At 60.9% G+C, this 23,400-nt stretch carries 19 protein-coding genes; 6 read left to right on the top strand and 13 right to left on the bottom strand.

Annotation, left to right across the window (positions count from 1 at the left end; genetic code table 11):
• Positions 1–22 precede the first annotated feature (22 nt).
• Positions 23–1,243: a 5-aminolevulinate synthase gene (hemA, locus tag IB285_RS02345; RefSeq protein WP_190786665.1), complete on the top strand. Its 1,221-nt coding sequence runs from the start codon at positions 23–25 to the stop codon at positions 1,241–1,243.
• Between the two features lie 117 nt (positions 1,244–1,360).
• On the opposite strand, the gene IB285_RS02340 is transcribed toward hemA, so the two are convergent.
• Positions 1,361–1,948 (bottom strand): plastocyanin/azurin family copper-binding protein, encoded by a 588-nt coding sequence (locus tag IB285_RS02340; RefSeq protein WP_190786664.1) that lies wholly within the window; start codon positions 1,946–1,948, stop codon positions 1,361–1,363.
• A 250-nt stretch (positions 1,949–2,198) separates the two neighbouring features.
• Here IB285_RS02340 and IB285_RS02335 point away from each other — a divergent pair, with 250 nt between their 5' ends.
• Positions 2,199–2,993 (top strand): DUF1499 domain-containing protein, encoded by a 795-nt coding sequence (locus IB285_RS02335; RefSeq protein WP_190786663.1) that lies wholly within the window; start codon positions 2,199–2,201, stop codon positions 2,991–2,993.
• 6 nt (positions 2,994–2,999) lie between these two features.
• Here the strand turns inward: IB285_RS02335 and IB285_RS02330 are convergent, their stop codons facing one another.
• From IB285_RS02330 to eda, 5 genes are read right to left on the bottom strand one after another with little or no spacing between them, the layout of a single operon-like run.
• A complete protein-coding gene (locus tag IB285_RS02330; protein WP_190786662.1) occupies positions 3,000–3,605 on the bottom strand; it encodes a CDP-alcohol phosphatidyltransferase family protein in 606 nt (201 codons plus the stop codon).
• 12 nt (positions 3,606–3,617) lie between these two features.
• Positions 3,618–4,910 (bottom strand): NupC/NupG family nucleoside CNT transporter, encoded by a 1,293-nt coding sequence (locus IB285_RS02325; protein WP_190786661.1) that lies wholly within the window; start codon positions 4,908–4,910, stop codon positions 3,618–3,620.
• Between the two features lie 5 nt (positions 4,911–4,915).
• Entirely contained in the window at positions 4,916–7,054 is a 2,139-nt protein-coding gene (locus IB285_RS02320; protein ID WP_190786660.1) for an FAD-dependent oxidoreductase, read from the bottom strand.
• 59 nt (positions 7,055–7,113) lie between these two features.
• A complete protein-coding gene (locus IB285_RS02315) occupies positions 7,114–8,238 on the bottom strand; it encodes an FAD-dependent oxidoreductase (protein ID WP_190786659.1) in 1,125 nt (374 codons plus the stop codon).
• Positions 8,239–8,248: 10 nt separating this feature from the next.
• Positions 8,249–8,887, bottom strand: a complete 639-nt coding sequence (eda, locus tag IB285_RS02310) for a bifunctional 4-hydroxy-2-oxoglutarate aldolase/2-dehydro-3-deoxy-phosphogluconate aldolase (protein WP_190786658.1) — start codon at positions 8,885–8,887, stop codon at positions 8,249–8,251.
• Between the two features lie 266 nt (positions 8,888–9,153).
• Here eda and IB285_RS02305 point away from each other — a divergent pair, with 266 nt between their 5' ends.
• Genes IB285_RS02305 through IB285_RS02295 form a run of 3 tightly spaced genes read left to right on the top strand, consistent with a single transcriptional unit; the run spans position 9,154 to position 13,450 of the window.
• Positions 9,154–10,941: an ABC transporter transmembrane domain-containing protein gene (locus IB285_RS02305; protein ID WP_190786657.1), complete on the top strand. Its 1,788-nt coding sequence runs from the start codon at positions 9,154–9,156 to the stop codon at positions 10,939–10,941.
• Complete coding sequence (locus IB285_RS02300; RefSeq protein WP_190786656.1) at positions 10,938–11,981, top strand: HlyD family secretion protein; 1,044 nt, start codon at positions 10,938–10,940, stop codon at positions 11,979–11,981. The genes IB285_RS02305 and IB285_RS02300 overlap by 4 nt, the downstream gene beginning before the upstream one ends.
• A 2-nt stretch (positions 11,982–11,983) precedes the next feature.
• Complete coding sequence (locus tag IB285_RS02295; RefSeq protein ID WP_190786655.1) at positions 11,984–13,450, top strand: TolC family protein; 1,467 nt, start codon at positions 11,984–11,986, stop codon at positions 13,448–13,450.
• A 13-nt stretch (positions 13,451–13,463) separates the two neighbouring features.
• On the opposite strand, the gene IB285_RS02290 is transcribed toward IB285_RS02295, so the two are convergent.
• From IB285_RS02290 to IB285_RS02270, 5 genes are all read right to left on the bottom strand, one after another.
• Positions 13,464–14,048: a nucleotidyltransferase family protein gene (locus IB285_RS02290; RefSeq protein WP_190786654.1), complete on the bottom strand. Its 585-nt coding sequence runs from the start codon at positions 14,046–14,048 to the stop codon at positions 13,464–13,466.
• Positions 14,041–14,934, bottom strand: coding sequence for an XdhC family protein (locus IB285_RS02285; protein ID WP_199803406.1), 894 nt, complete (start codon positions 14,932–14,934; stop codon positions 14,041–14,043). The genes IB285_RS02290 and IB285_RS02285 overlap by 8 nt, the downstream gene beginning before the upstream one ends.
• Positions 14,935–15,004: 70 nt before the next feature.
• A complete protein-coding gene (locus IB285_RS02280; protein WP_190786652.1) occupies positions 15,005–15,433 on the bottom strand; it encodes a c-type cytochrome in 429 nt (142 codons plus the stop codon).
• Positions 15,434–15,489: 56 nt separating this feature from the next.
• A complete protein-coding gene (locus tag IB285_RS02275; RefSeq protein ID WP_190786651.1) occupies positions 15,490–17,739 on the bottom strand; it encodes a xanthine dehydrogenase family protein molybdopterin-binding subunit in 2,250 nt (749 codons plus the stop codon).
• A 3-nt stretch (positions 17,740–17,742) separates the two neighbouring features.
• Positions 17,743–18,234 carry a (2Fe-2S)-binding protein gene (locus IB285_RS02270; protein WP_190786650.1) on the bottom strand — a complete coding sequence of 164 codons (492 nt, stop codon included), beginning with the start codon at positions 18,232–18,234 and terminating at the stop codon, positions 17,743–17,745.
• A gap of 87 nt (positions 18,235–18,321) precedes the next feature.
• Here IB285_RS02270 and IB285_RS02265 point away from each other — a divergent pair, with 87 nt between their 5' ends.
• The gene (locus IB285_RS02265; RefSeq protein WP_190786649.1) at positions 18,322–18,660 is read left to right on the top strand and encodes a tRNA-binding protein; all 339 of its coding nucleotides are present in this window, start codon (positions 18,322–18,324) and stop codon (positions 18,658–18,660) included.
• Here IB285_RS02265 and IB285_RS02260 read toward each other — a convergent pair.
• Both IB285_RS02260 and IB285_RS02255 read right to left on the bottom strand, forming a co-directional pair.
• Positions 18,657–20,621 carry a tetratricopeptide repeat-containing sulfotransferase family protein gene (locus tag IB285_RS02260; protein WP_190786648.1) on the bottom strand — a complete coding sequence of 655 codons (1,965 nt, stop codon included), beginning with the start codon at positions 20,619–20,621 and terminating at the stop codon, positions 18,657–18,659. The two genes, IB285_RS02265 and IB285_RS02260, sit on opposite strands and share 4 nt — an antisense overlap.
• A 78-nt stretch (positions 20,622–20,699) precedes the next feature.
• A complete protein-coding gene (locus IB285_RS02255) occupies positions 20,700–23,360 on the bottom strand; it encodes a TonB-dependent receptor (protein WP_190786647.1) in 2,661 nt (886 codons plus the stop codon).
• Between the last annotated feature and the right edge of the window lie 40 nt (positions 23,361–23,400).

Here is a 23,400-nt window from a genome sequence, read left to right as displayed (position 1 = left end):
GATGCAAGCAGAGGGAAATCCGATGGATTACGAAGCTTATTTCGCAAGCGAGCTTGACGGCGTGCGCGAAGAAGGACGGTACCGCGTCTTTACCGATATCAAGCGGCATCGCGGCAAGTTTCCGCATGCGACGCGCTTCGTCGATGACGAGACACAGGCAGTGACAGTCTGGTGCTCCAACGACTATCTCGGCATGGGTCAACATCCCAAAGTGATCGAAGCGATGCACAATTGCCTCGACGAATGCGGTGCAGGTGCAGGCGGCACTCGCAATATCTCGGGCACCAATCACTATCACGTCGAGCTGGAGGCCGAACTCGCCGACCTCCATGGCAAGGAAAGCGCGTTGCTATTCACATCGGGCTATGTCTCGAATTGGGCTGGGCTCGGCACGCTGGCTGCGAAGATACCCGGCTGTGTCGTGTTTTCCGACGCGCTCAATCACGCCTCCATGATCGAAGGCATTCGCCACAGCCGCGCGCCGTACAAGATCTGGAAACATAACGATCCCGAAGATCTCGACCGGATGCTGTCAGAATTCGGCCCCGACGTGCCGAAGCTTGTCGCGTTCGAGAGTGTGTATTCGATGGACGGCGACATCGCGCCCATCGCCGAAATCCTCGACGTGTGCGAAAAACACGGCGCGATGAGCTATATCGACGAGGTCCATGCCGTCGGTCTCTATGGGCCGCACGGGGGCGGCATTGCCGAACGCGAAGGGCTGATGGACCGGATTACGGTGATCGAAGGGACGCTGGGCAAGGCGTTCGGCGTAATGGGCGGATACATCGCGGCCTCGGCCAACCTTGTAGATTTCGTTCGCAGCTTCGCAAGCGGCTTCATCTTTTCAACCGCCCTGCCTCCCGCTGTCGCAGCCGGCGCAGCGGCAAGCATTCGTCACCTCAAAATGAGCAATGAAGAACGCGAGGCGCAGCAGGACCGGGTTCGCCAGGTGCGCCGCCAGCTCGATATCATGGGCATCCCTCACCTCGACAATCCCAGCCATATCATCCCAGTGATGGTCGGCGATGCGCACAAGTGTAAGCGCATCAGCGATTGGCTGATGGACAATCACGGCATCTACGTGCAGCCGATCAATTACCCAACCGTACCGGTGGGGACGGAGCGACTGCGCCTCACGCCCTCACCCGTTCATGGCGACGGCGATATCGATGCGTTGATCACCGCACTCAGCGAAATCTGGTCGCAGTGCGAGCTGGCACGAATGGCAACGGCAGCCTGATCACGCATTTGCGGAGCCGTGCCAGGGCGCGGAATTCTCGCAAAAGAAAAGGGCGGCGCGGAAATCCGCGTCGCCCTTTCTATTTGGTCTTGGCCGTAAGGCCCCGAAGACTTGGTCTCAGAGCATGCCGCCCGATTCCGCTTCTTCGAATACCTCGTTGAATTCACGGCCAGCGAGACCCGGGTGGCTCACGGCTTTTGCAGCTTCGAGGTTGTCGGTCATGCCGTCACCTTCAACGATGATCAGACCGATCATACCGGCTGCGTAGTGCGGGACGCACTGATAGCCATAGATGCCGGGCATCGGCAGCACGTAGGAAACTTCCTGGTTAATCTCGCCTTCCCAGCCGCGTGCACCTTCTGGGATCATGCCGTCGATCGAAGACGACTGGTGTGTGGGATCGGTCGGGATGAAGCGAACCGTATCGCCAACCTGTGCCGTGATCAGGCGCGGTTTGAAGACCTGCAGACCGCTCGAATCGTCGGGGTCGCGCGTGTACATGTTGATGTCGATGACCGTACCGTTGGCTTCCACTTCCGGCTCGGTCGGCGCAGCAGCTGTTTCCGGAGCCGCAGCTTCAACTTCAGCCGGTGCAGCAGCGGTTTCTTCAGCCGGTGCAGTTTCTCCGTCGGTGCGGCCGCCACAGGCCGAAACCGTAACAAGACTTGCCAGCGCGATCGCGCTCATCAGGGTAGTACGCTTCATGTCTGTATTCCTCTTTATGACTTCAAACCCGCACGGGGGCAGGCATAAACCAGTTCTTGCGGCAGTGAAAATCGTGGAGTGGCACAGTTTCTCTCTCGCGCAGTCCGTCCCTTCCGCGTGACCTCAACGCACGAGCCGTATTCAGTTTCCCAAGAAAATTCCTCTCCATTGGGCGACCGCTTCCCTGCCCTGACTTGTGGCACAAAAGTTCGATCATTGCCAACCGCTGCGGTGGCGCTAAACAGGCGGCATGAAGAACCTATCGCTGAACAAGCTCGTCGCAGTGCTGATTGTCATCTTGCCGCTCTATTTCATGATCGCGGCCCTGGGGACCAAGTTCGGTCTGTGGAGCTGGCAATTCAGTCTCGGCACGCTGATCCGGGATGGCGGTCCGATCCTGCTGGGCCTGACGGCGCTGATCTCGCTCATCGCGCTGATCCTCGCGGTGGTGAAGAAACCTCGCAAAGGATGGTTGCTTCCTGCAGCCGGTATCGCGATCCCGGCGGCGGTTTTCGCGATGCTTGCAACAACCGGCTCGACAGCTGAAGCAAACCCGATCCACGATGTCGCGACGGATACATCGAACCCGCCTCAATTCTCCGCATCGACGATGGAGGCACGTGCGGCATCCGAAGCCAATCCGCTAAGCGATTACCAGACGCCGCTGGGCGAACTCGACATGTACACCGGGGCTGCGCCGGAGCTTGCAATCAAGTCACACGCACAGATCATCAACGAAACCTATGCCGATCTCTCGCCGCTCCCGCTTGGCGGGGCGAGCAGAGCAGATGCGATCGCAGCCGTGGCGGCAGCGATGGGCAATCTGGGGTTTGCGGACATCCGCACCGATGCCGAAGCCGGCCGGGTTGAAGGCGTGGCTGAAACCTTCTGGTTCGGGTTCAAGGATGACGTTGTCGCCCGCATTGGCGAGAATGAGATCGATTTCCGCTCGGTCAGCCGCGTAGGGCGAAGCGACCTTGGCGCGAATGCTGCGCGGATCGCCGAGCTGCGCGAGCGAGTGTCGAGCCAAATCGGTCAGCGCTAAGGCGCCTCAGTCCTTGAACTGAATGACGGCAAGCGCGCTGCGCTGGATCACCGTCAGTACGCATAGCGCCGCGTAGCCATATGCGAGTACCGGGAACCATGCCGGGAAGAGGCACATGGCGATGAAGACCGCGATGGTCTCCGTCCCCTCAGCCAGGCCGGTCGAATAGAAGAAGCTCTTCTTGCCATGCGCGTCGGTCTCTTCCCCGCGACTGGCAGCAATCACCGCGAAAGCGAGAAAGCTCACGCCGGTTAGGACGAAACTGGCGACCAACACGAGAGCGGGGAGAGTATTGCCCGCTGCAAACACGCCGAAGCCTAGCGGGATCGATACATAGAAAGCGAAATCGGCTACGATGTCGAAATACCCCCCGAGCGGGGTCGGCCCCTTCACTCGCGCCACGGCTCCATCGAGCCCATCGGCAATGCGATTGGCGATGATCAGCGCCAGTCCCGCCCCGATATGACCCAGCGCAATCGCCGTTGCTCCAGCGAGGCCCAGAACCAGACCGCCTAGCGTCAGCATATTGGCGGTGATGCCGGCCGATGCGAGGGCATGGCCAACCCGGTTGAGCGGCGGATCGATCAGCGGTCTCAGCTTTGCATCCAGCATAGTGTGCGAACTCTAGTTTCCGATCGTGACAAGGCCGATCCACGCCCCTGTCATCGCCGTCGCGAAATTGCCAGCGATCCAGCTCTTTATACCGAGCCCCGCAGCCTCCGCGCGGCGCTGGGGGCAAAGCGTACCGATGGTCGAGACCAGCAATCCGATACTCGCCAAGTTCGCGACACCGCACAGCGCGTAGGTCACGATGAGCAGTGAGCGGGGCGACAAGCTGCCGGCGGGAAGCGCCGCCAGCTCCAGATACGCGACATATTCGTTGAGAATCGCCTTCGTCCCCATCAGCCCGCCTGCAGCTTGCGCTTCGGCCCACGGGACGCCGATCGCCCACATCAGCGGTGCAAATATCCAGCCGAATATGCGCTTCAGCGTCAAAGGCTCATCAGCAACCAGTGGCAGCAGAGCGAGGGTTTGATCGGTCAGGGAGACGAGTGCAAAGACGACGATGATCACCGCGATGACCGCCAGGAACAGCTGCATTCCGTCCATCGTGCCCTTGATGATCGCATCTATGCTGTTTTCGAATTTCAAGCCGGGCTCGTCTCCGCCCACGCCCGATCCCTCGGTTTCGGTCGCGGTGTCATCGGCCTTGGCCGGGACCATGAGCCTCGCGACAAGCAGTGCGGCGGGAAGCGAGACCAGAGACGCAGAAATCATGTGCCCGACCGCATTATCGACCGTGTCGCGCAAGGTCGTCGCGTAAAGGATGAGGATCGCACCGCTTATGGTCGACATCGCCAGCACCATGATCTGAAACAGCTCTGCCCGGCTCATCCGCTCAAGATAGGCCCGCACCACCAGCGGGCTCTCGACCACTCCCAGAAACATATTGGCCCCGCCCGACAGGCCCACGACCCCGCTTACTCCGAGGGTTCTTCGCAAAAGGAAGGAGAGACCACCCACCAGCCAGCGTAGCACGCCCCAGTGCCAAAGGAGCGCAGCAATCGCGCTGAAAACGATGACCAGCGGCAGGATCTGGAACGCGATGATAAGCGGCGGCTCGGCACCCTCTTTCAGCTCGAACGGCAGCGGGGCGCCGCCGAGATAGCCGAACATATATGACGACCCATCGAGCGCCGCGCGCTCGATCGCGGCCACGCCGTCATTCGCCAGGGTCACGGCGCTCCAGATGAAGGGTACGCGCACGATCGCGAGCGCGAGCAGGCCCTGCAGCGCGATCGCCCCTCCTATCCACAGCCAGCCGGGCCGTCCCTTGCGATCTTCGCTAATCGACCACGCGATCAGCAGCAGCACCGCAATGCCGAATATTCCGCGTAGCTGATCGACCCCCTCCAAAGCTGTTATCTACGCCGCCAGGAGTGGTATTTCTCGACCCAGTTGAGCAAGCCTTCGGGCTTGTTCGCGCGCTTCCAATTGCCCGCTGCGAACTTGTTTGCCTCTGCCATGGTCGGGTACGAATGGATCGTGCCAAGGATCTTGTTCAGGCCGATCTTGTGCTTCATCGCGAGCACATATTCGGCGAGCAGTTCACCGGCATGGCTCCCGACGATCGTTGCGCCAAGGATCGTGTCCTTGCCCGGAACCGTCAGCACCTTGACGAAGCCCTTGGTTTCGCTCTCGGTAATGGCGCGGTCCAGATCGTCGAGCTCGTAAGTCGTCACCTCGTATTCGGTGCCCTGCTCTTTCGCTTCCATCTCGTTCACGCCGACCCGCGCGAATTCCGGATCGAGGAACGTCACCGCCGGGATCACGCGGTAGTCGGCCTTGAACTTCTTGAATTGGCCGAACAGCGCGTTGACACTGGCAAACCAGGCCTGGTGGCTGGCGGTATGCGTGAACTGGTATGGCCCAGCCACGTCGCCGGCGGCGAAGATGTTCGGAAACTTGGTCGCCAGGAACTCGTCCGTGTTGACAGTCTTGTCCGTGTCGACCCCGATATCTTCAAGGCCAAAGCCCGTGAGCCGAGCCTTGCGCCCGACGGCAACGATAAGAGCGTCGAACGGAATGCTCGTCTCCCCTCCATCCGCCTCGGCAATCAGATTTCCGTCCTCGATGCGAACAGCCTTGTGACTGGTCAGCACCTTCACGCCGGAATCTTCGAGCACAGATTGGGCAAGCGCTGACACTTCCTCGTCTTCGCGGCCTAGCACGCGGTCGCTCATTTCGACCTGCGAGACGCTTGATCCAAGACGGGCGAGCGCCTGAGATATCTCGCAGCCGATCGGGCCACCGCCAAGCACGGCGACCCGCGCGGGCGGCGCATCCATTTGCGCAAACGCATCCCACATCGTGTCGCTCGTCAGATAACCGCTGCCGTCGATCCCTTGGATCGGCGGCACGACCGGTTCTGCGCCGCTGGCAATGATGATGCTGCGCGCGGTGAGGCGCTGCGTCTGACCGTCATTGCCTGCAATCTCGACCGTCCATGGATCGATGATCGTGGCATAGCCCTTTACGACATCGACGCCGAGTTCGGTGTAACGCTCCACGCTGTCATGCGGCTCGATGGCCTTGATGATGCCCATCACGCGTGCGATCGTCTCGCGAAACGGCACTTCGGGATCGACCGGCTTCAGGCCGTATCGGTCGGCGTTGCGCATGGTGGATGCAACCTTGGCGCTCTTGATAAGGGCCTTGGACGGGACGCACCCTGTGTTGAGGCAATCGCCGCCCATTTCGTTCGCTTCGATGAGTGTGACCTTCGCTTTCACCTGCGCAGCGATATACGCCGAAACAAGCCCGGCCGAACCTGCACCGATAACGACCAGGTTACGGTCGAAGCTCTTCGGCTTGGTAAAGTCGGCATAGACCTTGCGCCGCTTGATAATGCCGATGATGCCTTTGGCGATCCACGGCGCGATGCCCAGTAGTACGAACGACCCGATAACGGTGGGCGTGAAGATGCCATTGGCACTTTCAAGGCTCGCGAGCTGTGTCCCTGCGTTCACGTAGATGATCGTGCCGAGCAGCATGCCAATCTGGCTGACCAGAGCATAGGTCAAAACCCGGATCCGCGTCAGACCCATGACCAGGTTGATCACGAAGAACGGAACGGCGGGCACCATCCTCAGTGTGAAAAGGTAGAACGGGCCATCGCGCTCGAGACCATCATTGATTGCCTTCAGCCGGTCCCCAAACTTCGCCTCGATCGTGTCCCGAAGGACAAACCGGGACGCGAGGAAAGCGAGGGTGGCCCCTATGGTCGACGCGAACGAAACCACGATCGTCCCGACCAGCAGGCCGAACAGGGCGCCGGCTGCAAGTGTTAGCAGCGCTGCACCTGGAAAAGATGCGGCGGTCGCGATGACATAGATCAGGAAGAACACCCCGATCACCAATGCCGGGTTGTCACGATAGATCTGCTGCGCGTTGGCGACCTGTTCCTTGATCCCTTCGATCGTCAGATAGGCGCCAAGGTCGAAATAAAAGTATGCCGCAACAATGGCTGCTAACGCGGCGATGATGGCAATTTTCTTCATATCAAGCCCCTTCTAGCGCGCCTGTTCGCCGGTTGCCGCCGGATGGTTACACATGAGCATCATCCGCCCCGCGCCAGTTCCGCGTAGGTCGCTATCCAGCGCTTGTCGATCCAATGTTTCAGCTGCACCACCCATGGTCCCTGGGCAGCGAAGGGGCCATAGCTCGCGATAGCCGAGCCATTGCCGGTGTTGAGCAGATAAAGGTTGTTCCAGCGCCGCCGGTAGGAACGCTGAGGTTCCTTTCCCGCAAGCACCTGCCGCAGGTTGTCGGCAAGGACAGGCCCGGCGAAGACTGCATGCACGCCGGAATGCGGAATGTGTCGGTCCTGCCGGGCGGCGACATCGCCCACCGCAAAGATGTTTGGATGCGATGTCGAGCGCTGATGGCGGTCGACCGCTATGAACCCGTCCGCATCGCAAGCGAGCCCGCTTTCGCCCGGCCAGTCCGGGGCAGCGCTGCCGGTCGCTGCAACAACCAGATCGACCGGTTCGATCGATCTGTCAGCGGCGACGAGCCAACCGTCTTCAAAACGTGCATTGCCCTCGATTAGCCTGATCTCCTGATCGCGCGTTTCGGCCAAGACGCGCTCGCGAACAGGGTCCGCAAATCCTGGTAGCAACCCCTCATCGCCGGTCGCCAGGACGATGTCGGGCCGAGGATCGAAACCGCTGGTATTGCGTAGGGCGAAAGCGAGCTCCACACCGCCTGCACCGCCGCCGACTACAGCGATCCGCACCGCCTTGCCGCGCGCCGTGTGACGCCATGACGCCAGCCTATCCACGAAAACATCGATCGGACGAATATCGATCAAGCGCGGATCATCGCCGACAACGTCGCGCGCCCTGCCAACTCCGCCTGTATCGATCGAAGCGTAATCGAATTGGATTGTCTCTCCGGACGATGTCGTAGCCGTGCTCCGATCGAGATCGAGCCCGCAGCATCGGTCAAATGCCAACTCGGTCCCTGCGCGTCTGGCCAGGGCTGTGAGATCAACCAGGCCGTCGTCCGCCCGGTGCTCGCCGGCGATCCACCCCGGCACCATTCCGGAATAGCGCAACATCGGATGCGGCGTCAGCAGCGTCGCCCGTTCCGCCGGAAGCCCATGCTTGATCCAGTCGGCCAGCACCGCGACATGCGCGTGCCCTCCTCCGATCAGCAGGATGTGTTTCTTGGCGTCGGGCAAGTCGGGCGTCTCAGCCGCGCACCGTTTGAGCCAGTTCGACGGCCTGCTGCGCCAGCGCCGTCACCGTGTCATAGTCGCCCGCAGCGATTGCTTCTGCCGGTGTGAGCCAGCTTCCGCCGCAGGCAAGAACGTGAGGCAGCGCAAGAAATTCCGTAAGGTTCGCGGGCGATACACCGCCGGTCGGCATGAAGCGCATCTCGCGAAACACCGAGCCGAATGCCTTGAGCATCGGAACCCCGCCCGCGAGGCTTGCCGGGAAAAACTTCACTTCGCGAAGGCCCAGCGCATAGGCGCGCTGAACCTCACCAGCCGTCATCGTGCCGGGAAAGAAGGGTAGCCCCTCGTCCAGACAGTATCGCGCAATCTCATCGACGAGTCCGGGCGATACAATGAATTGCGCGCCCGCCCTATGAACCTGCCGCGCCTGATCGATCGTCAGCACGGTTCCCGCGCCAACGATCAGGTCGTCACCCGCGTCGCAAATCGCCTGCATTCCAGCAAGCGCGCCCTCGCTACGCAACACGACCTCGACAACGCTGAGACCGCCTGCATCAAGCGCCTTCGCGGTGGCGACCGATCGGTCCGCATTGCTCTCATCGATCAGCGGTACGATCGGCGCGGCGCGCAGCCGTTCATTGAGATCGCGCATATGTAATATCCTCTGTGCCTTGCCGGACCCGTTCCGAGTAATTTTCAGTCGCAGCGCCAGAACTTACAAACTGCTCGCAGTTTGCAAACATCTCGGCCAAGCAATTTTTCTAATTACAGAATTCGATTTTACGGAACCTGTTCCTACACGGAACGTTTGAAGTGCGCTAAGGCAGGCTTTATAGCGCTAGCTCGTCCGGCTGGGATACCGGTATGAGCACAATGACGAAATGCTTTTTTCGACGCTGATTGGACGGAATTTTGGCCATGGCCCCGGCGCCCGACACTGCTAGCTACGGCTCTCGAGTATCCCTGGTGAAGTTTTTTCGCCGGTTTTTTGAGATCTTGAAGCCTGAAGCGAGCTTTTACTGGCTCGCTCTCGTCTATGGCGTCGGCATCAGCCTGCTTTCGCTCGCGACGCCGATTTCCGTGCAGATGCTCATCAACACGGTGGCTAACACGGCGCTTGCGGCCCCGCTTGTCATCCTTTCGGTTTCGCTGTTCGGATTGCTGGTGCTGTTCGGACTTCTCAACGCTCTGCGGATCCATCTGATGGAGCTTTTCGCGCGGCGGTTTTATGCCCGCATGGTGGCGGAGATTTCCCTGATCTCCGTCTATGCTCAGAACCCGTTTTTCGATGACAACAAACGGCTCGCGCTGTTCAACCGCTATTTCGACGTCATCATCGTGCAAAAAGCGCTTCCGGTGCTCTTTATTGGCGGTTTCACCGTCGTCCTGCAGGTTGCCGTCGGGTTCGTCCTCGTGTCGCTGTACCACCCCCTGTTTCTTGTGTTCACGCTCGTGATGAGCGCGCTGATCTGGGTGATCTGGCTTGTCTGGGGCAGCCGCGCCGTGCGGACCGGGATCGATCTGTCCCACGCGAAGCACGAAACGGCCGCATGGCTTGAGACGCTCGGCGGATCGAATGGCTTCTTCAAATCGCAGAGGCGGATCGATTACGCCCTCGACCGCACCGATCACTACACTCACGGATACATAGAAGAGCGCAAGCGGCATTTTCGGCAGCATTTCTCACAGACGATCGCGTTCCTGCTGCTGTACGCGCTGGCGAGCGCCGTACTGCTTGGTCTTGGCGGCTGGCTCGTCATTCAAGGGCAATTGACGCTCGGCCAGTTGGTCGCGGCAGAACTTGTCCTGTCGGTGGCGTTCTTCGGTGTTGCGCAGCTTGGCACCTATCTGACCTATTTTTATGATCTCTGCGCTGCGGTGGAAGAGCTGACCCTGTTTTACGACGTCGAACAGGAAGAGCCGGCCGGTGACAGCCCGGTTAGCGGGGAAGATCACACCATCGTTTTCAAGAATGTCCGTGGCAAGGCGCGGCACGAAATCGCCGAATTCAATCTCGAAATTCCGAGCGGCGCAATAGTGATGGCAGCGGCAAGTCAGCCCGGCGTTCAGCGTCTTTTCACTAACCTGCTGCGAATGCATGAGCTGCCGCAAGGCGGCTTTGCGACAATGGGCGACATCGATTTGCGGGAAATCGAGGCCTACAACTTGCGCAAAGACGTGCATGTGCTCGAACGCCCCAGTTTCGTAGGAATGACCATTCGCGAGTATCTTGGCCTCTCCTGCCCGCAAACCGCACCGAAACGGATGGTCAACGCCCTTGAAACTGTTGGCTTGACCGAGACGATTTCGAATTTCGAAGAGGGCCTCGATACTTCGATCGCGTCGACCGGCTGGCCGCTTTCCCCGGTCGAATTGCAACAGCTCAAACTGGCTAATGCTTTGCTCGAACAGCCGCGCATTCTCGTCTTGAGCCAGCTTTTCGATTTGCTTGACGAAGACAATTTGTCGCGCGCCGTTACCGAACTGCGCGAACAGGCGTATTCGACGGTTATCTGCTTCTCGAACCGACGTATCGATCTCGGGTTCGACAGGTTTCTGTATCTTGAGGCCAACAAGCAGACCTATTTCGAGAACTTCGATGATTTCTGCATGGCAGTGAACCAGAAGCCGCCACGTAAACCTTCGGGCCCGCGTCCGCTGTCGCCGCCGAGCAATATCGAAAGCCGAGGGGTCGCCGGCACATGAGCATCATCACGCCCACGAAAGAGGACCTTTCGCACTTTACCACGCTCCAGCAGATCCGGACGCCGCTGATCATGCGGACAGTTTACGTGCTGGTTCTCGCTGCAATTGTCATCCTTGTCGGGTTTCTGATCTTCGTGCCTTGGGTTCAGACGACCGGCGGCCAAGGCGTCGTGACGACCCTCAATCCGAACGAGCGCCAGCAGGAAATCAACGCGCTCGTCTCTGGCCGTATCGAAGAATGGTATGTCCGCGATGGCAGCGCGGTGCAGAAAGGCGATCCGATTGCGCGCATTGCCGACATCGATCCAAGGTTGGTCGAGCGCTTGCAGGCGGAACGCCAGCAGGTCCAGATCCAGCTTCAATCCGCGCAGAACGCGCTCGCCACCGCGCAGATCGACGAACGCCGCATGGCAGAGCTGTTCGCGGCCGGCCTGACTGCCCGCCGGGATTTCGAGCAGGCACAGATCCGGGTCGAGGAAATGCGCGGCCGGGTTGCCGAGGCTCAAGCCAATCTGACTCGGGCAGAGACTGCACTTTCCCGCCAGTCGGAGCAGTTGGTGGTCGCCCCGCGCGATGGCTTTATCCAGTCAGTCAATGCCGGTGACGCGGCAACGCTCGTGAGTGCCGGCGACGTGCTGGCATCCTTCGTCCCTGAAACGACCGAAAGGGTGATTGAGATATTCGTCGACGGCCGCGATGTCGGACTTATCCAGCCGGGTGAAGAAGCCCGTGTCCAGTTCGAAGGCTGGCCCGCCGTGCAATTCAGCGGATGGCCCTCGGTTGCGATCGGAACCTTCGCAGGCAAGGTGACCACTGTCGACCAATCGGCGCAGGCAGACGGAAGGTTCCGCGTCCTGATCGCGGAAGACCCGGAGGGCGAGGAGCCTTGGCCCGAGGAACGCTACGCCCGCTTCGGTGCGTCGGTGCGAGCGTGGGTGCTGCTCGAAACCGTCCCGGTTGGGTACGAAATCTGGCGGCAGCTCAACAACTTCCCCCCTGAGCTGCCCCCTGCGCCGGACACGCAGGGCCAGGCGCTCTAGCCATGAAATATCTGACCGCCTGCGGACTGGCTGCTGCGTTTTGTGTGCTGGCGGGGCCTTCACACGCGCAGGATATCGAACCGCTCGGCGATCCTCTCGAAGAAGCGCTGAAGACCGGACCTTTGCTGCCTGAGGAAGTGCTGCGAAGCTCCGCGCTTACATTTCCGAGCATTCTGGAAAGCTTTCAGCGCGAAGCCGCCGCCCGCAGCGACCAACTTTCCGCCGATGGCGCGTTCGACCTCATGCTCAAGGCGGAAACCTACGACCGGCTGACAGGCACGTTCTCCGGCGGTTACGCCGAGGTGGGCGCGACCCAGCCGCTGCGCCCTCTTGGCGCCGAAGTCTTCGCGACCTACCGTCTTTCAGACGGTACATTCCCGATTTACGAAAACATCTACAACACCAACGAACTCGGCGAATTCAAGGTAGGCGCGCTGTTTTCGCTGCTACGCGATCGCAGCATCGACCAGCGCCGCTTCACGATCGAGGACACCCGGATCGCAGCGAGCCAGGCCCGGCTCGACGTCCTGCTGGTACAACTGAATGTGCAGCACGAAGCGCTCAAGGCATACTGGCGCTGGGTCGCGGCGGGGAACGAAATCCGCGTGTACGAGGAGCTGCTCGAAATCGCGCAGGCGCGCACGGTCGGCCTGTCGCGCCAGGTGAGATCGGGGGCGACACCCCGCATCGCGCTGACCGAGAACGAACAGAATGTCATCCGCCGGAAGACGCTGTTGGCGGAAGCACAGCGAAATTTCGCGACTGCTTCCAACAGCCTCGCCTATTATCTGCGCGATCGCGACGGGCGGCTCATCACCCCGACGCGCGAGCAATTGCCGAGCGCGGATATCCTTGATGTCCTGCCCGACATGCGGACGCTGATTGCGGCGGGTCGGGACGATATTCTTGAGACCCGTCCTGAGCTGCAAAACTTTCGCCTTGCGATCCAGCGCGCGACCAACAAGGTTGAGTTGCGCCGCAACGATCTCCAGCCCAAGCTGGATCTGAACGTCGAGTTGTCGAGAGATTTCGGCGAGATCGGCGATGGCGGCCCCACTTTCGATTCTACCGACGCTATTGTGGGCGTGACGTTTTCTGTCCCTCTGCAGCGGCGCGAGGCCCGCGGGCGTTTGCAGCGGGCCGAAGCGGAACTGCGCGAAATGGAGCTGCAGCAACAGCGCGTTGCTGACCGGATCGAGGTCGAACTCGACAACATCCTCACCAATCTCAACGCCGCCTTGGAACTCGCGGAGCTCGCAGACGATGAAGTTGAGCAGGCGAGCGCAATGGTGGCTGCGGAGCGTAAGCGCTTCGATTTAGGGGCAGGCGACTTTTTCCTGGTGAACCTGCGAGAAGAGAGCGCGGCAGATGCGCAAATCCGCGCGATTCGTGCCGACCTGACTGGGCGATTGGCAGCGGCGGGATATTCGGCAGCGACAATGAACCTCGATGAATTGGGCCTGGAATAGCGCCTCCGCTGTTCTAGGCGTACCTCGCGAGATCCTCCGGAGTATCGATATCGACAAGCCAGTCCGGCGGACAGTCGATCGCGACACCGCTTGAAAGCAAGGTGCGCGCGCCGCCATCTCCGTCGGATTCTGAAAGCGTCTCGAAATGATCGGCGCCGAATATCGCTGGCGGCATGCGGACTGAGCCACTCGACGATGCCGCGATACAGCCCGATCCGCCGTCTTCGGCAGTGGCGGCTAACGCCCGGAAATGCTCCGCGGGCACAAGCGGCATATCGGACAGCGCAATCAGGAGCCCGCTCGCTCTCGCCGCTTGCGCAAGCCGCGCTGCGCAGGCCACGGAAGTTCCCATTCCGCGCTCGGCATCCGGATTGACGTGCGCGGCAAAGCCCGTCCGTTCCCACTGCTCGGCGCATGGGTGTTCTGGCGAACCGATGATGACCCAAGCAGCCTCAAATAACTCGCGCGGGATTGCGCGAGCGGCCAAACAGCCCAGCATCTCGCCGCGAAACTCTGCGGCCAGCTTGTCCCGCTGCCCAAACCGGCGGGACGATCCCGCCGCCAGCAGTGCGACAGCCGGCTTGCGAGCCTCAGCCAAGAGCTTTCCCGAAATCGGTGTCCTGATAGGTCCGGATGATCTCCGCCAAGGTTGATAGCGCCAGCGTTTGCGGATCGCGGGATGAATGGAACACGCCGATCGGGGCCTTCATCGCGGACAATTGCTCTTCGCTTATGCCGCGAGCCCTAAGCGCCTCGCTGCGCACGGCATGGGCTTTCCTGCCGCCCATTGCACCGAGATAAAAATGCGGAAGCTCGATTGCCCGTGCCATCAGGTCGATTTCCCAATCATGGTCATGGAAGAGGAACACGAATGCGGTCCACGGATCGCTCTGCAAGAGACCCGTCTCCGACGTCCGCTCAAGACCGATCACCTCGGTCGGTCCATTGCGGAGAGCGTCTACCACCCTCTCATCCGGCGTGTAGACCCGGCTGATGCATCCCATCGTGCTGGCCATGCGCTCAAGCGCTTCCACTCCTGCGCCGTGGCCGACAATGGCAAGCAGCGGCTCGGGCCAATGCCCGAACACAGCCTCCCCGGCGGAAGCATCGTATGACGGTGCGCGCCAATCCGACAGGTGTGATGCACCCTCTTGTGCCAAGGCCATCGAGAACGGTTCGCGGTCCGCGATGGATTGCAAGCACCGCTCGGCGAGGTCGCTTGCGCCCAACGGTTGGAAGTGTAGGTCCAGCCCACCACCGCAGGGCAATTTGATATCGATGTAGCGCGATCCCGCGCCGAAGCGCACTATGCGGGGCTCGCCCGATCGCAGCGTATCGACAGCCTCGGCGACCACCGCCGCTTCTATGCAGCCGCCCGACAGCGATCCCGCATAGCTGCCGTCTTCGGCCACGCCCATGATGGTACCGGGATTGCGCATCGACGATCCCTCGACCGCGCAAACCGTCACGAGAACGGTGTCCATCCCAGCGGCCCGGCGATCCTGCAGGAATTCGAAGACGTATCGGAAATTCACTTGCGTCGGGGTCCCGGAATTACTCGTCCAGGCTCGTAAGATAAGCGATGATCGCAGCTCTGCGCTCCGCATCGCCAACTGCACCGGCGACCATGATCGTGCCTGGCAGGGTCCCTGCCGGGTCAGCAAGGAAGCGATCGAGCTGTGCTTCGTCCCATGTGATCTGCGAGGTCGCGAGCGCCTCCGAATATGCGAAGTCACCGAGAACGCCCGCCTGCCTGCCGACCACGCCGTGCAAATTGGGTCCCGCCAGTGATGGCTCGCCCGCTTCCGCGACATGGCATGCGCTGCACATTGCAAAAGCGGACTTTCCTGCTGCGACCAGATCAGGCGCATCCGCAGGGACGGAAGGTATCGGCGCTGGATCGCCCGGCTCACGCACCACGATCTGCTCGACGACCGCCTGCTCCTCCGAGCCGCCGCAAGCAGAGACGGTAAATGCAAGCAAAGCTGCACTCAGTGCTGCCTTACACCGCGCAGACCTTTTGCCCCTCTGGCTGTCGATCATGCGAATTGCTTCGCGATGGGCAACTCACGCAGGCGTCTGCCGGTTGCCGCGAAGATTGCGTTGGTGAGAGCAGGAGCCGCAGGGGGAAGACCCGGTTCACCAGCACCGCCCACAGGAATATCGCCCGAATTGATGATCGCGACCTCGATCGCAGGCACTTCGTTCATCCGGAGCATCTTGTAGTCATGGAAATTGCTCTGCTTGGCCGCGCCATCGACGAGGTCGATCTCGCCATACATCGCCGCGGTCAGGCCGAACACGATCCCGCCTTCGATCTGGTTGCGGAACCCATCGGGGTTCATAATGAAACCGGCATCGCAAACCGCCCAGCAATTCGTCATCTTCGGCTTGCCGGCCGCCATGTCCACCTCGATCACTTCAGCCACGATTGTCCCGAAGCTCTCGACAATGGCTACGCCCTTCGCCGTGTCTTGGGCAGCGGGCGCGCTCCAGTCGCTCATCTCTGCCACTTTCCGCAGCACTGCGGCGTGACGCGGCGAGTTACCCAGCATGGCTAGCCGATATTCAAGCGGATCCTTGCCAGCAGCATGGGCGGCCTCGTCAATGAAACTCTCGACGAACCAGCCTTGCTGCGAGTGGTCCACCGAGCGCCACGCTGCAAATGGCAGGTGCAAATCCGATGCCGCGACACGAACCGAGGTGTTGGGAATGTTGTACATCGCCGGCACGCTCGCCTCTGCCGGGTCGTGTCTTTGCGTGAAGATGCTCGCATAGCCGACCAGCTTTCCGTCGGCACCGAGAGCCGCCTTGTGCCTGCTGAGGTCTGCTGGACGGTAAACACCCTTCTGCGTGTCCTCTTCCCTGCTCCAGATCATCTTCACCGGATAGCCGGTCGCCTTCGCGATCCGCGCGGCCATCGTGACGTAATCGTTTTCGAGCCGCCGCCCGAAAGCGCCGCCGAGATAGGGGTGATGCACGGTGATGTCGTCTTTGGGCAGACCGATCGCTTTCTCGATCGCCGTGCGCGCCATGAGCGGAACCTGCGTGCTGGTCCAGACATCGCATTTCCCGTCCTTGACCAGCGCCGTGCAATTGACCGGCTCCATCGGTGCATGCGCGAGATAAGGTACCCGGTATTCCGCTTCGATCAACGTGTCGGCATCGGCAAATGCAGAAGTAGCGTCGCCTTTTGCCGCGACTTCATCGCCGCCATCGTCGCCGGCCTCATCCAGCGCCGCCGCGAACGCTACAAACTGATCTTCGGTCGAGCGGGTCGGGCTTTCGGCCTCGCTCCATTCGATATCGATCGCGCCAAGTGCCTGCTGCGCCTCCCAATAGCTGTCGCCGACCACCGCGACAAAATCCCCCATGTTCAGGATCTGGAGCACTCCAGGCATTTGCATCGCGCGCTCAGCATTCATGCTCGTGACACTGGTGCCGTTTACCGGGGGGCGCACGACCGCTGCGTAGCTGAGGTCGAGCCCTTCGGGCGCTGCGTCGATGCCGAATTGCGCTGTCCCATCGACCTTTGCCGGGATATCCGTGCGCGCCTTGCTTTTGCCCATGAGGCGATACTCGGCGGGCGATTTCAGCTGGGGCGTGTGATCCATCGGCTGCTCGGCGGCAGCGGCGGCAAACCGCGAATAGGGCGCTGATCTGCCGGACTGCTCGTGGAACAAAGTGCTGTCGCGTGTCGTGATTTGCGATGTGGGCACGCCCCATTCCTCGGCTGCCGCCCCTTTAAGCATCTGGCGCGCCGCAGCGCCGGCAATGCGCATCTGGTACTGGCCAGTCGAGCGAATGGAGGAGGATCCGCCGGTGATCATTGCGTCGGTAAAGCGCCCAATCTGCGTGAACAGGCCATCCCACGTCGGCTCGATCCAAGCTGCCGCATTCATCGTGAACGGTGCGACGAACATGCGCGCGGTATCGCTGACGACATAGCTGCCGTCGGCAGGCGCCTGCATGACGCGGACATCTTCCCACGCAGCGTCGAGTTCATCGGCCAGCATCTGTGCAAGAACCGAATGCGCTCCCTGCCCCATTTCGCAGTGCGGGACGATTGCGGTGACGATATTGTCCGCATCGATCTTGACCCACGAATTGACGAGCTGCTCGCCTGCCCCAGCCGCAACCTTGGGGCGCAGCGCGTCTACCGGGTTGCCCGGACGAACGCCGATCCCGATCAGCAGGCCGCCGCCCGCCAGCACACCGGCGCCGATAAATCCGCGCCTGCTCCACTTCGCAAGGCTGCCGCGCTCTTTCTTCGAATTCAGGTCGCTCATGGCTCAGGCCTCCCCCGCCATGCGCTCGGAAAGCGGCTGTTCGATCCCCGCGGCGACTTTGATCGCACGGCGGATGCGGGTGTAGGTGCCGCAGCGACAGATATTTCCCGACATGGCCGCATCTATATCCTCGTCCGAAGGAGCAGGATTGTCGCGCAGCAAGGCGGTCGCCGCCATGATCTGGCCGGACTGACAATATCCGCATTGCGGCACCTGCTCGCTGATCCATGCCTGCTGGATTTTGGTGAGTTCGCCATCCGGACCGGCGATCCCCTCGATCGTCGTCACCTCGCGGCCCTCCGCTTGGGCGAGAGGCGTCGAGCAGCTGCGCACCGGCTCACCGTCCAGATGAACCGTGCAGGCCCCGCATTGCGCAATGCCGCAACCGAACTTCGTGCCACTAAGGCCAAGCTTCTCGCGCACGACCCACAGGATCGGCATTGCCGGGTCCGCGTCTATCGTCACGGGCTGCCCGTTGAGTGTGAAACTTGTCATCGATAGTATCCTGCGCTGCGCTGGGTTGCAGTTCGCAATCTATCTCACGCGGTGACTTATGGAAAGAGCAGCGTTATCGCAGGCTCTATGGAACAGACGACCTTTGAGACTTTCATGGCGCTCGACATTCGCGCGGGGACGGTCGTTTCGGCCGAGCCGTTTCCGGAGGCGCGCAAGCCCGCGATCAAGGTGGTGGTCGATTTCGGCAGCGATTTGGGCACGCGCAAAAGCTCTGCTCAGATCACCGACCATTACACGCCCGAGGAACTCGTGGGTCGCAAAGTGATGGCCGTCGTCAATTTTCCTCCGCGCCAGATCGGCCCGTTCATGTCCGAAGTACTGGTGCTGGGATTTCCCGATGCGGACGGGGCCATCGTCCTCGCGGCACCGGGCGAAGGCGTGCCAGATGGGGCGCGGCTGGCTTAAACCAGGTCGCCTAGTGCCTCTTTCAAGGGGGCAAGCCACGGCTCGAAAGGCTGCCACGCGCCCTGCCCTTTTCGATTGATCGGTTCGCGCACCTGTTCGCTCGAGGCAGTGCGCACCGCCCGATCGGTCTTGTGAAACTGGAGACACGCCTCTTCGAACGGAAGCCCGAGAAAATCGAGCATTCGCCGCGTCTGCCCTTCGAGATCGTCGAGCACATCCTCATGCTGGACGCGCAGGACCTTGCGTGGAAGCACCGCATCCCAATGGTCCATCAGATCGACATAGTCGGCATAATACCGGCCCACCTCATGCAGGCCATAGGTGAATTCCTGGCCCTCGGCGAAGAGCTGCTTGAACCCTGAAAAACAGCAATCCATCGGCGCGCGGCGGGCATCGATGATTTTCGCATTCGGCAGGATAAGGTGGATCAGGCCGATATGGCGGAAATTGTTCGGCATCTTGTCGATGAAGAACGGCGCGTCCTGCCGGTGAATGCGGGTGTTTTCTATGAAATCCGAACCGAATTTTGCGAGCTGTTCTGCAGTCAGATCATGGAGGATTTCGGGATAGCGCGACTGGCCGGCCTTGCGGCCTCGCAAGCGGTGCGCGAGCGCGAGAATGTTTGGAAGTTCCAAGGTTCCATCGATCTGCGAATGGCTGGCGAGGATTTGCTCCAGCAGGGTCGAGCCTGCGCGCGGCAGGCCAAGAATGAAGATCGGATCGGGCGCGCCATGCCCCTTACCCGCCTGCCTTTCGAACAGGTCCGGCGTGCAGATGTCTTTTTGCTTGGCCAACTCGGCGCTCATGCTGTCGGCGCTGTAGCGCGTTTGCGCTCGCTTCAGCGCGTTGCCTTGGTCGTAAAAACCAAAGCTCGCCTCGTAATCGCCGCGGTCTTCCAGCGCTTTGCCGAGCGCGAATGAAATGTGCACGCGGTCCATGAAGGCAAGGTCGGGCCGCTCTGCCTGCTCCTTCATCGCCGCAAGTTCGCTGTCCTCGAACCGATAGGTCTTGAGGTTCGCAAGGGCATACCAGGCATCCCCGTGGTAGGGTTTTGCCGCTATCGCCTGCCGGTAGCTGTCGATCGCTTCGCTCTGCGCGCCGGTGGTCTTGAGCGCGTGGCCCTTGCTCGTCAGATTGGCTGGATCGTTCGGAATCTTCTCAAGCACTGCATCGAACAGCTTGAGGCCGCGATCATATTCTCCGGTCTGCATGCTCTCGATCGCGAGCCGGGACTGGAACAGGACATTTTCGGGATCGCGCGCGTAGAGGGTCTCTGCTTCCTCGCGCGCTTTCTTGAAATTCTGTCGCCTGCGCAGAGCGTCGATATAATCGAGGCGCAGCTGGATATCGTCGGGCGCAAAAGTCACCGCGCTTTCGAGCAGGAATTCGGCATCGTCCAGAATGCCAAGTTCGATTCCGATCTGGGCGAGAAGCCGCATCCCCTCCACGCTGCGAGGGTTCTGGCGCAGATAGTGGCGGCAGATTTCCTCGGCGCGGATCAACCGCCCTTCCGCCAGGTGATTTGTTACCGCGACCAGTTCGCGCGGAAGGTTCACCAAACGCTGATGCTGCGCATATGCGGCGCCAGCTTCAGCGGTTCTGCCTGCTTCGCCCAGCAATCTTGTCTGTTCGCGCCAGCTTGCCTCCAGCGCCGGGTTGAACCGCACCGCGCGAACAAACGCCGAGAGCGCTGCGGCCTTGTCTCCCTGGGCGAGCGCGAGGTGCCCCTCCTCCTGCCAGGCTCGGCCGTATTCGGGCATCGCCGCATGAAGGTTGGACAGGTGCTGCGAAGCCTCGTCGAAACGCTTCAGATAGCGCGAGGCGACGGCCGCAAGGTAGAGCGCCTCACCGTCCGCAGAATCGTCGGCAAGCATGGCCTCAGCGACGTCGAGACCGCCGGAGAAGTCGCCCGCCTGCATCTTCTGCTGGGCGCTCTTCAAGTTGGTATCGCGCGGCGTCATGTTGCTGCCTTAAACAAGCAAACGGCGGGAGTGAACCTGTCTGCCCACTCCCGCCGCCAGCTTTTTAGTCCGATCGGATCAGTAGTCGAACGACACGCGCATGCCGACCGTCAGCGGACGGTTGGTAATGATGCGTTCGCGGTCATTCCCGAAAATGCCGGAGATTTCGGCGCGTTCGTCGGACAGGTTCTCGCCGAACACTTCGAAGCCCCAACGGTCGGCCTTTATGCCCACCGCCAGATCGAACAACGTGTAGCTATCAAGCTCGATCTTGTTGATTTCGATTATGTCGGTGAACTTCGAATCCGAATAGGTCACCTGCGGCTGGATATATGCCTCAAGCGTGTTCGACAGATCCCATTCGTACCGCGCGCGAAGGTTGCCCTGGAAACCCGGAGCGTAGGCGAGTTCCTCACCTTCGATCACATCGGTGGTCGGGATGAGCACTTCCGTTATTTCGGTATCGAGGATCGAGAAAGCACCCGCAATTGTCAGGCCCGGCACAGCATAGGGTGCGATGGTGAAGTCGGCCTCGATCCCGTAGATCTCGGCATCGGCCGCATTGGACGAGAAGAACAGGTTGGTGATCGAGGGATCGAAAATCTGCGTTTGCAGGTTCGAGATATCGACGAAGAACGCGCTGCCGTTGAAGCGGAATTGCCCGTCCAGCAGGTCGGTCTTCCACCCGAGCTCGTAATTCTCCACCTCGTCAGTGTCGACTTCGAACGGAACGACGAAGCCGGTCCCCGGTGCCACAGCACCGCCAGGACGGTTCAGCAGTCCGGGCCGGAAGCCCTCCGAATAGGTGGCATAGAACAGCAGGTCTTCGGTTGGCGTCACCGTGAGAGTGCCTTTAAAGATAGTGCCGCTCGTCGATGCAGTGTCGGGCGCGCGAACAGCGTTGAACACCTGCTGCGCCTGCGCTGCGGAAAGACCGGCTGCCTGGATTTCTTCGAGGCTGTCGTCCAAATCGAAAGTCTGACGCAAGGCGGGATCGCACGATCCGATGAAGGTGAATTGACCATCACCATTGTAAAGATCGCTGATGTCGGTGCCGAAGGCGTTCTGATCGACGTCGCTGAAGCTGTTGCAGAACGAACCGTTGGCGCTGCCTTCGAAGTCCACCTCGACATCGTAATAACGCGCACCGAACGTGGCCGTGAGCAAGTCGGGCACGATATCGAAGCTCGCTTCGCCGAAAATGCCGAATTGCTCATCGGTCCGGCGAATGTCGTTGCGGAAGATCGTCGAGGCCGGGAACGGGCCAGGATCGGAAATGAAGCCTGTCGTCTGCGGAAAATTCGGTGCGAACGGACCAAACGGCTGCGCGACCACATTACCCGGATAAGCGAAGTCGACGCGCTCTTCGAGGCTGAGATCGGAGTAGAAACCGCCGCCCTGGAACCGGATGCGCCAGTCTTCAGGTGTGCTGAAACGCAGTTCCTGCGTGAACACTTCGGTGTTGCTGAGCGAGTTCACGAAGAGGTTCGGCGGCTGACACGTTCCAGCCGGATCGACACCCGCACCCGGATAGCTGACCGAGCCATCGCAGATGTAGTACGGCAGATACTGACCGGCGAACAGGTAATCGGTGTAGTCGGCGCGCTGTTCCGCTTCGCGATCGGTGTAGGCGCCCGTATAGATGACATCGAGCATCGCGATACGGCCTTCGACCGTCCAGCTGGTGTTCGAAAAGTCGTCTTCCAGGCGGTCTTCCTCAAAGCGCGAGATTTCGAGGTCATCGAGGCCGTCCAGTTCGGGATCGGCGAAGAATACGCCGTCGCTCTCAAGGCTTTGGCGTTGGTGCGACACGGTGACCGTCCAGTCCGGGGTGACTTCCCACAGACCGCTGACACGGAAACCGGTGTACTGCGTGTCGTTGAAGTCGTCCTCGGCAATGCCTGCATTGTCGGCATCCAGGAAAGTGACACCGCTCAGATCCGCGGTCGACTGAAAGCCGGCGCGATTGGCATTCACCGGCACACCGTTCTCGCGAACGAAGCCCTCGGGACGGAACCGTGCGCTCTCGCTGAGATTGATGGTGCCTGGAACGTTGTCGATATAGCCGCCCTGGTCATCGAGATAGACCACGCCGCGCAGCGCTATCGTCTCTGACACAGGGACGTTGATCATCGCCTCGCCCTGGTAGCTCGCCTCGCCCCCCTTGGTGAAGGAGACGCCGGTCGAAAACGCAGCGTCAAAGCCTGAGAGGCTGGGTTTGTTGGTGATCAGACGGACCACGCCGGCCTGCGAGCTTGCGCCGAACAGCGTGCCTTGTGGACCGGAGAGGACCTCGATCCGCTCAAGGTCGGCGGCGTACACGTCAAGGTTACGGCCCGGCTGCGAGAGCGGCTGGTCGTTGAGATACAGCGCCACGTTGGGAGCAAGCCCCGCAACGCCTGCAACCGTGATGTTGGGCGTGGTCGAGGCTAGGCCGCGAATGTAGATCGTGCTCTGGCCGGGGCCGTTGCCCCCTGCGGTCACCGAAGGAATCTGCTCAAGGTAATCCTCGAACGTATCGATGTTGAGCTCTTCAAGCTGTTCGGCACCGATGGCGGAAACGGAGACCGGCACGTCCTGCAGGTCTTCGGTGCGGCGCTGCGCGGTGACGACAATAGTTTGCACGCCCCCGCGCTGCTCGGCCTGTTCGGATTGCGCGGTCGCTTCCTGAGCGACGGCAGGTGATGCAATAGCGATTGCGAGCGCGCTTGCTGACGCGCCGCCGACGAATTTCGACATTAAAATGCCCCTGATTTGGCCTGAACCGGATTGCGATGCT

Source organism: Erythrobacter rubeus, from assembly GCF_014705715.1.
GTDB classification, from domain to species: domain Bacteria; phylum Pseudomonadota; class Alphaproteobacteria; order Sphingomonadales; family Sphingomonadaceae; genus Erythrobacter; species Erythrobacter rubeus.
The sequence above is the reverse complement of the archived record's forward strand: the minus strand, read 5'-3'. Positions and strand labels throughout refer to the sequence as shown.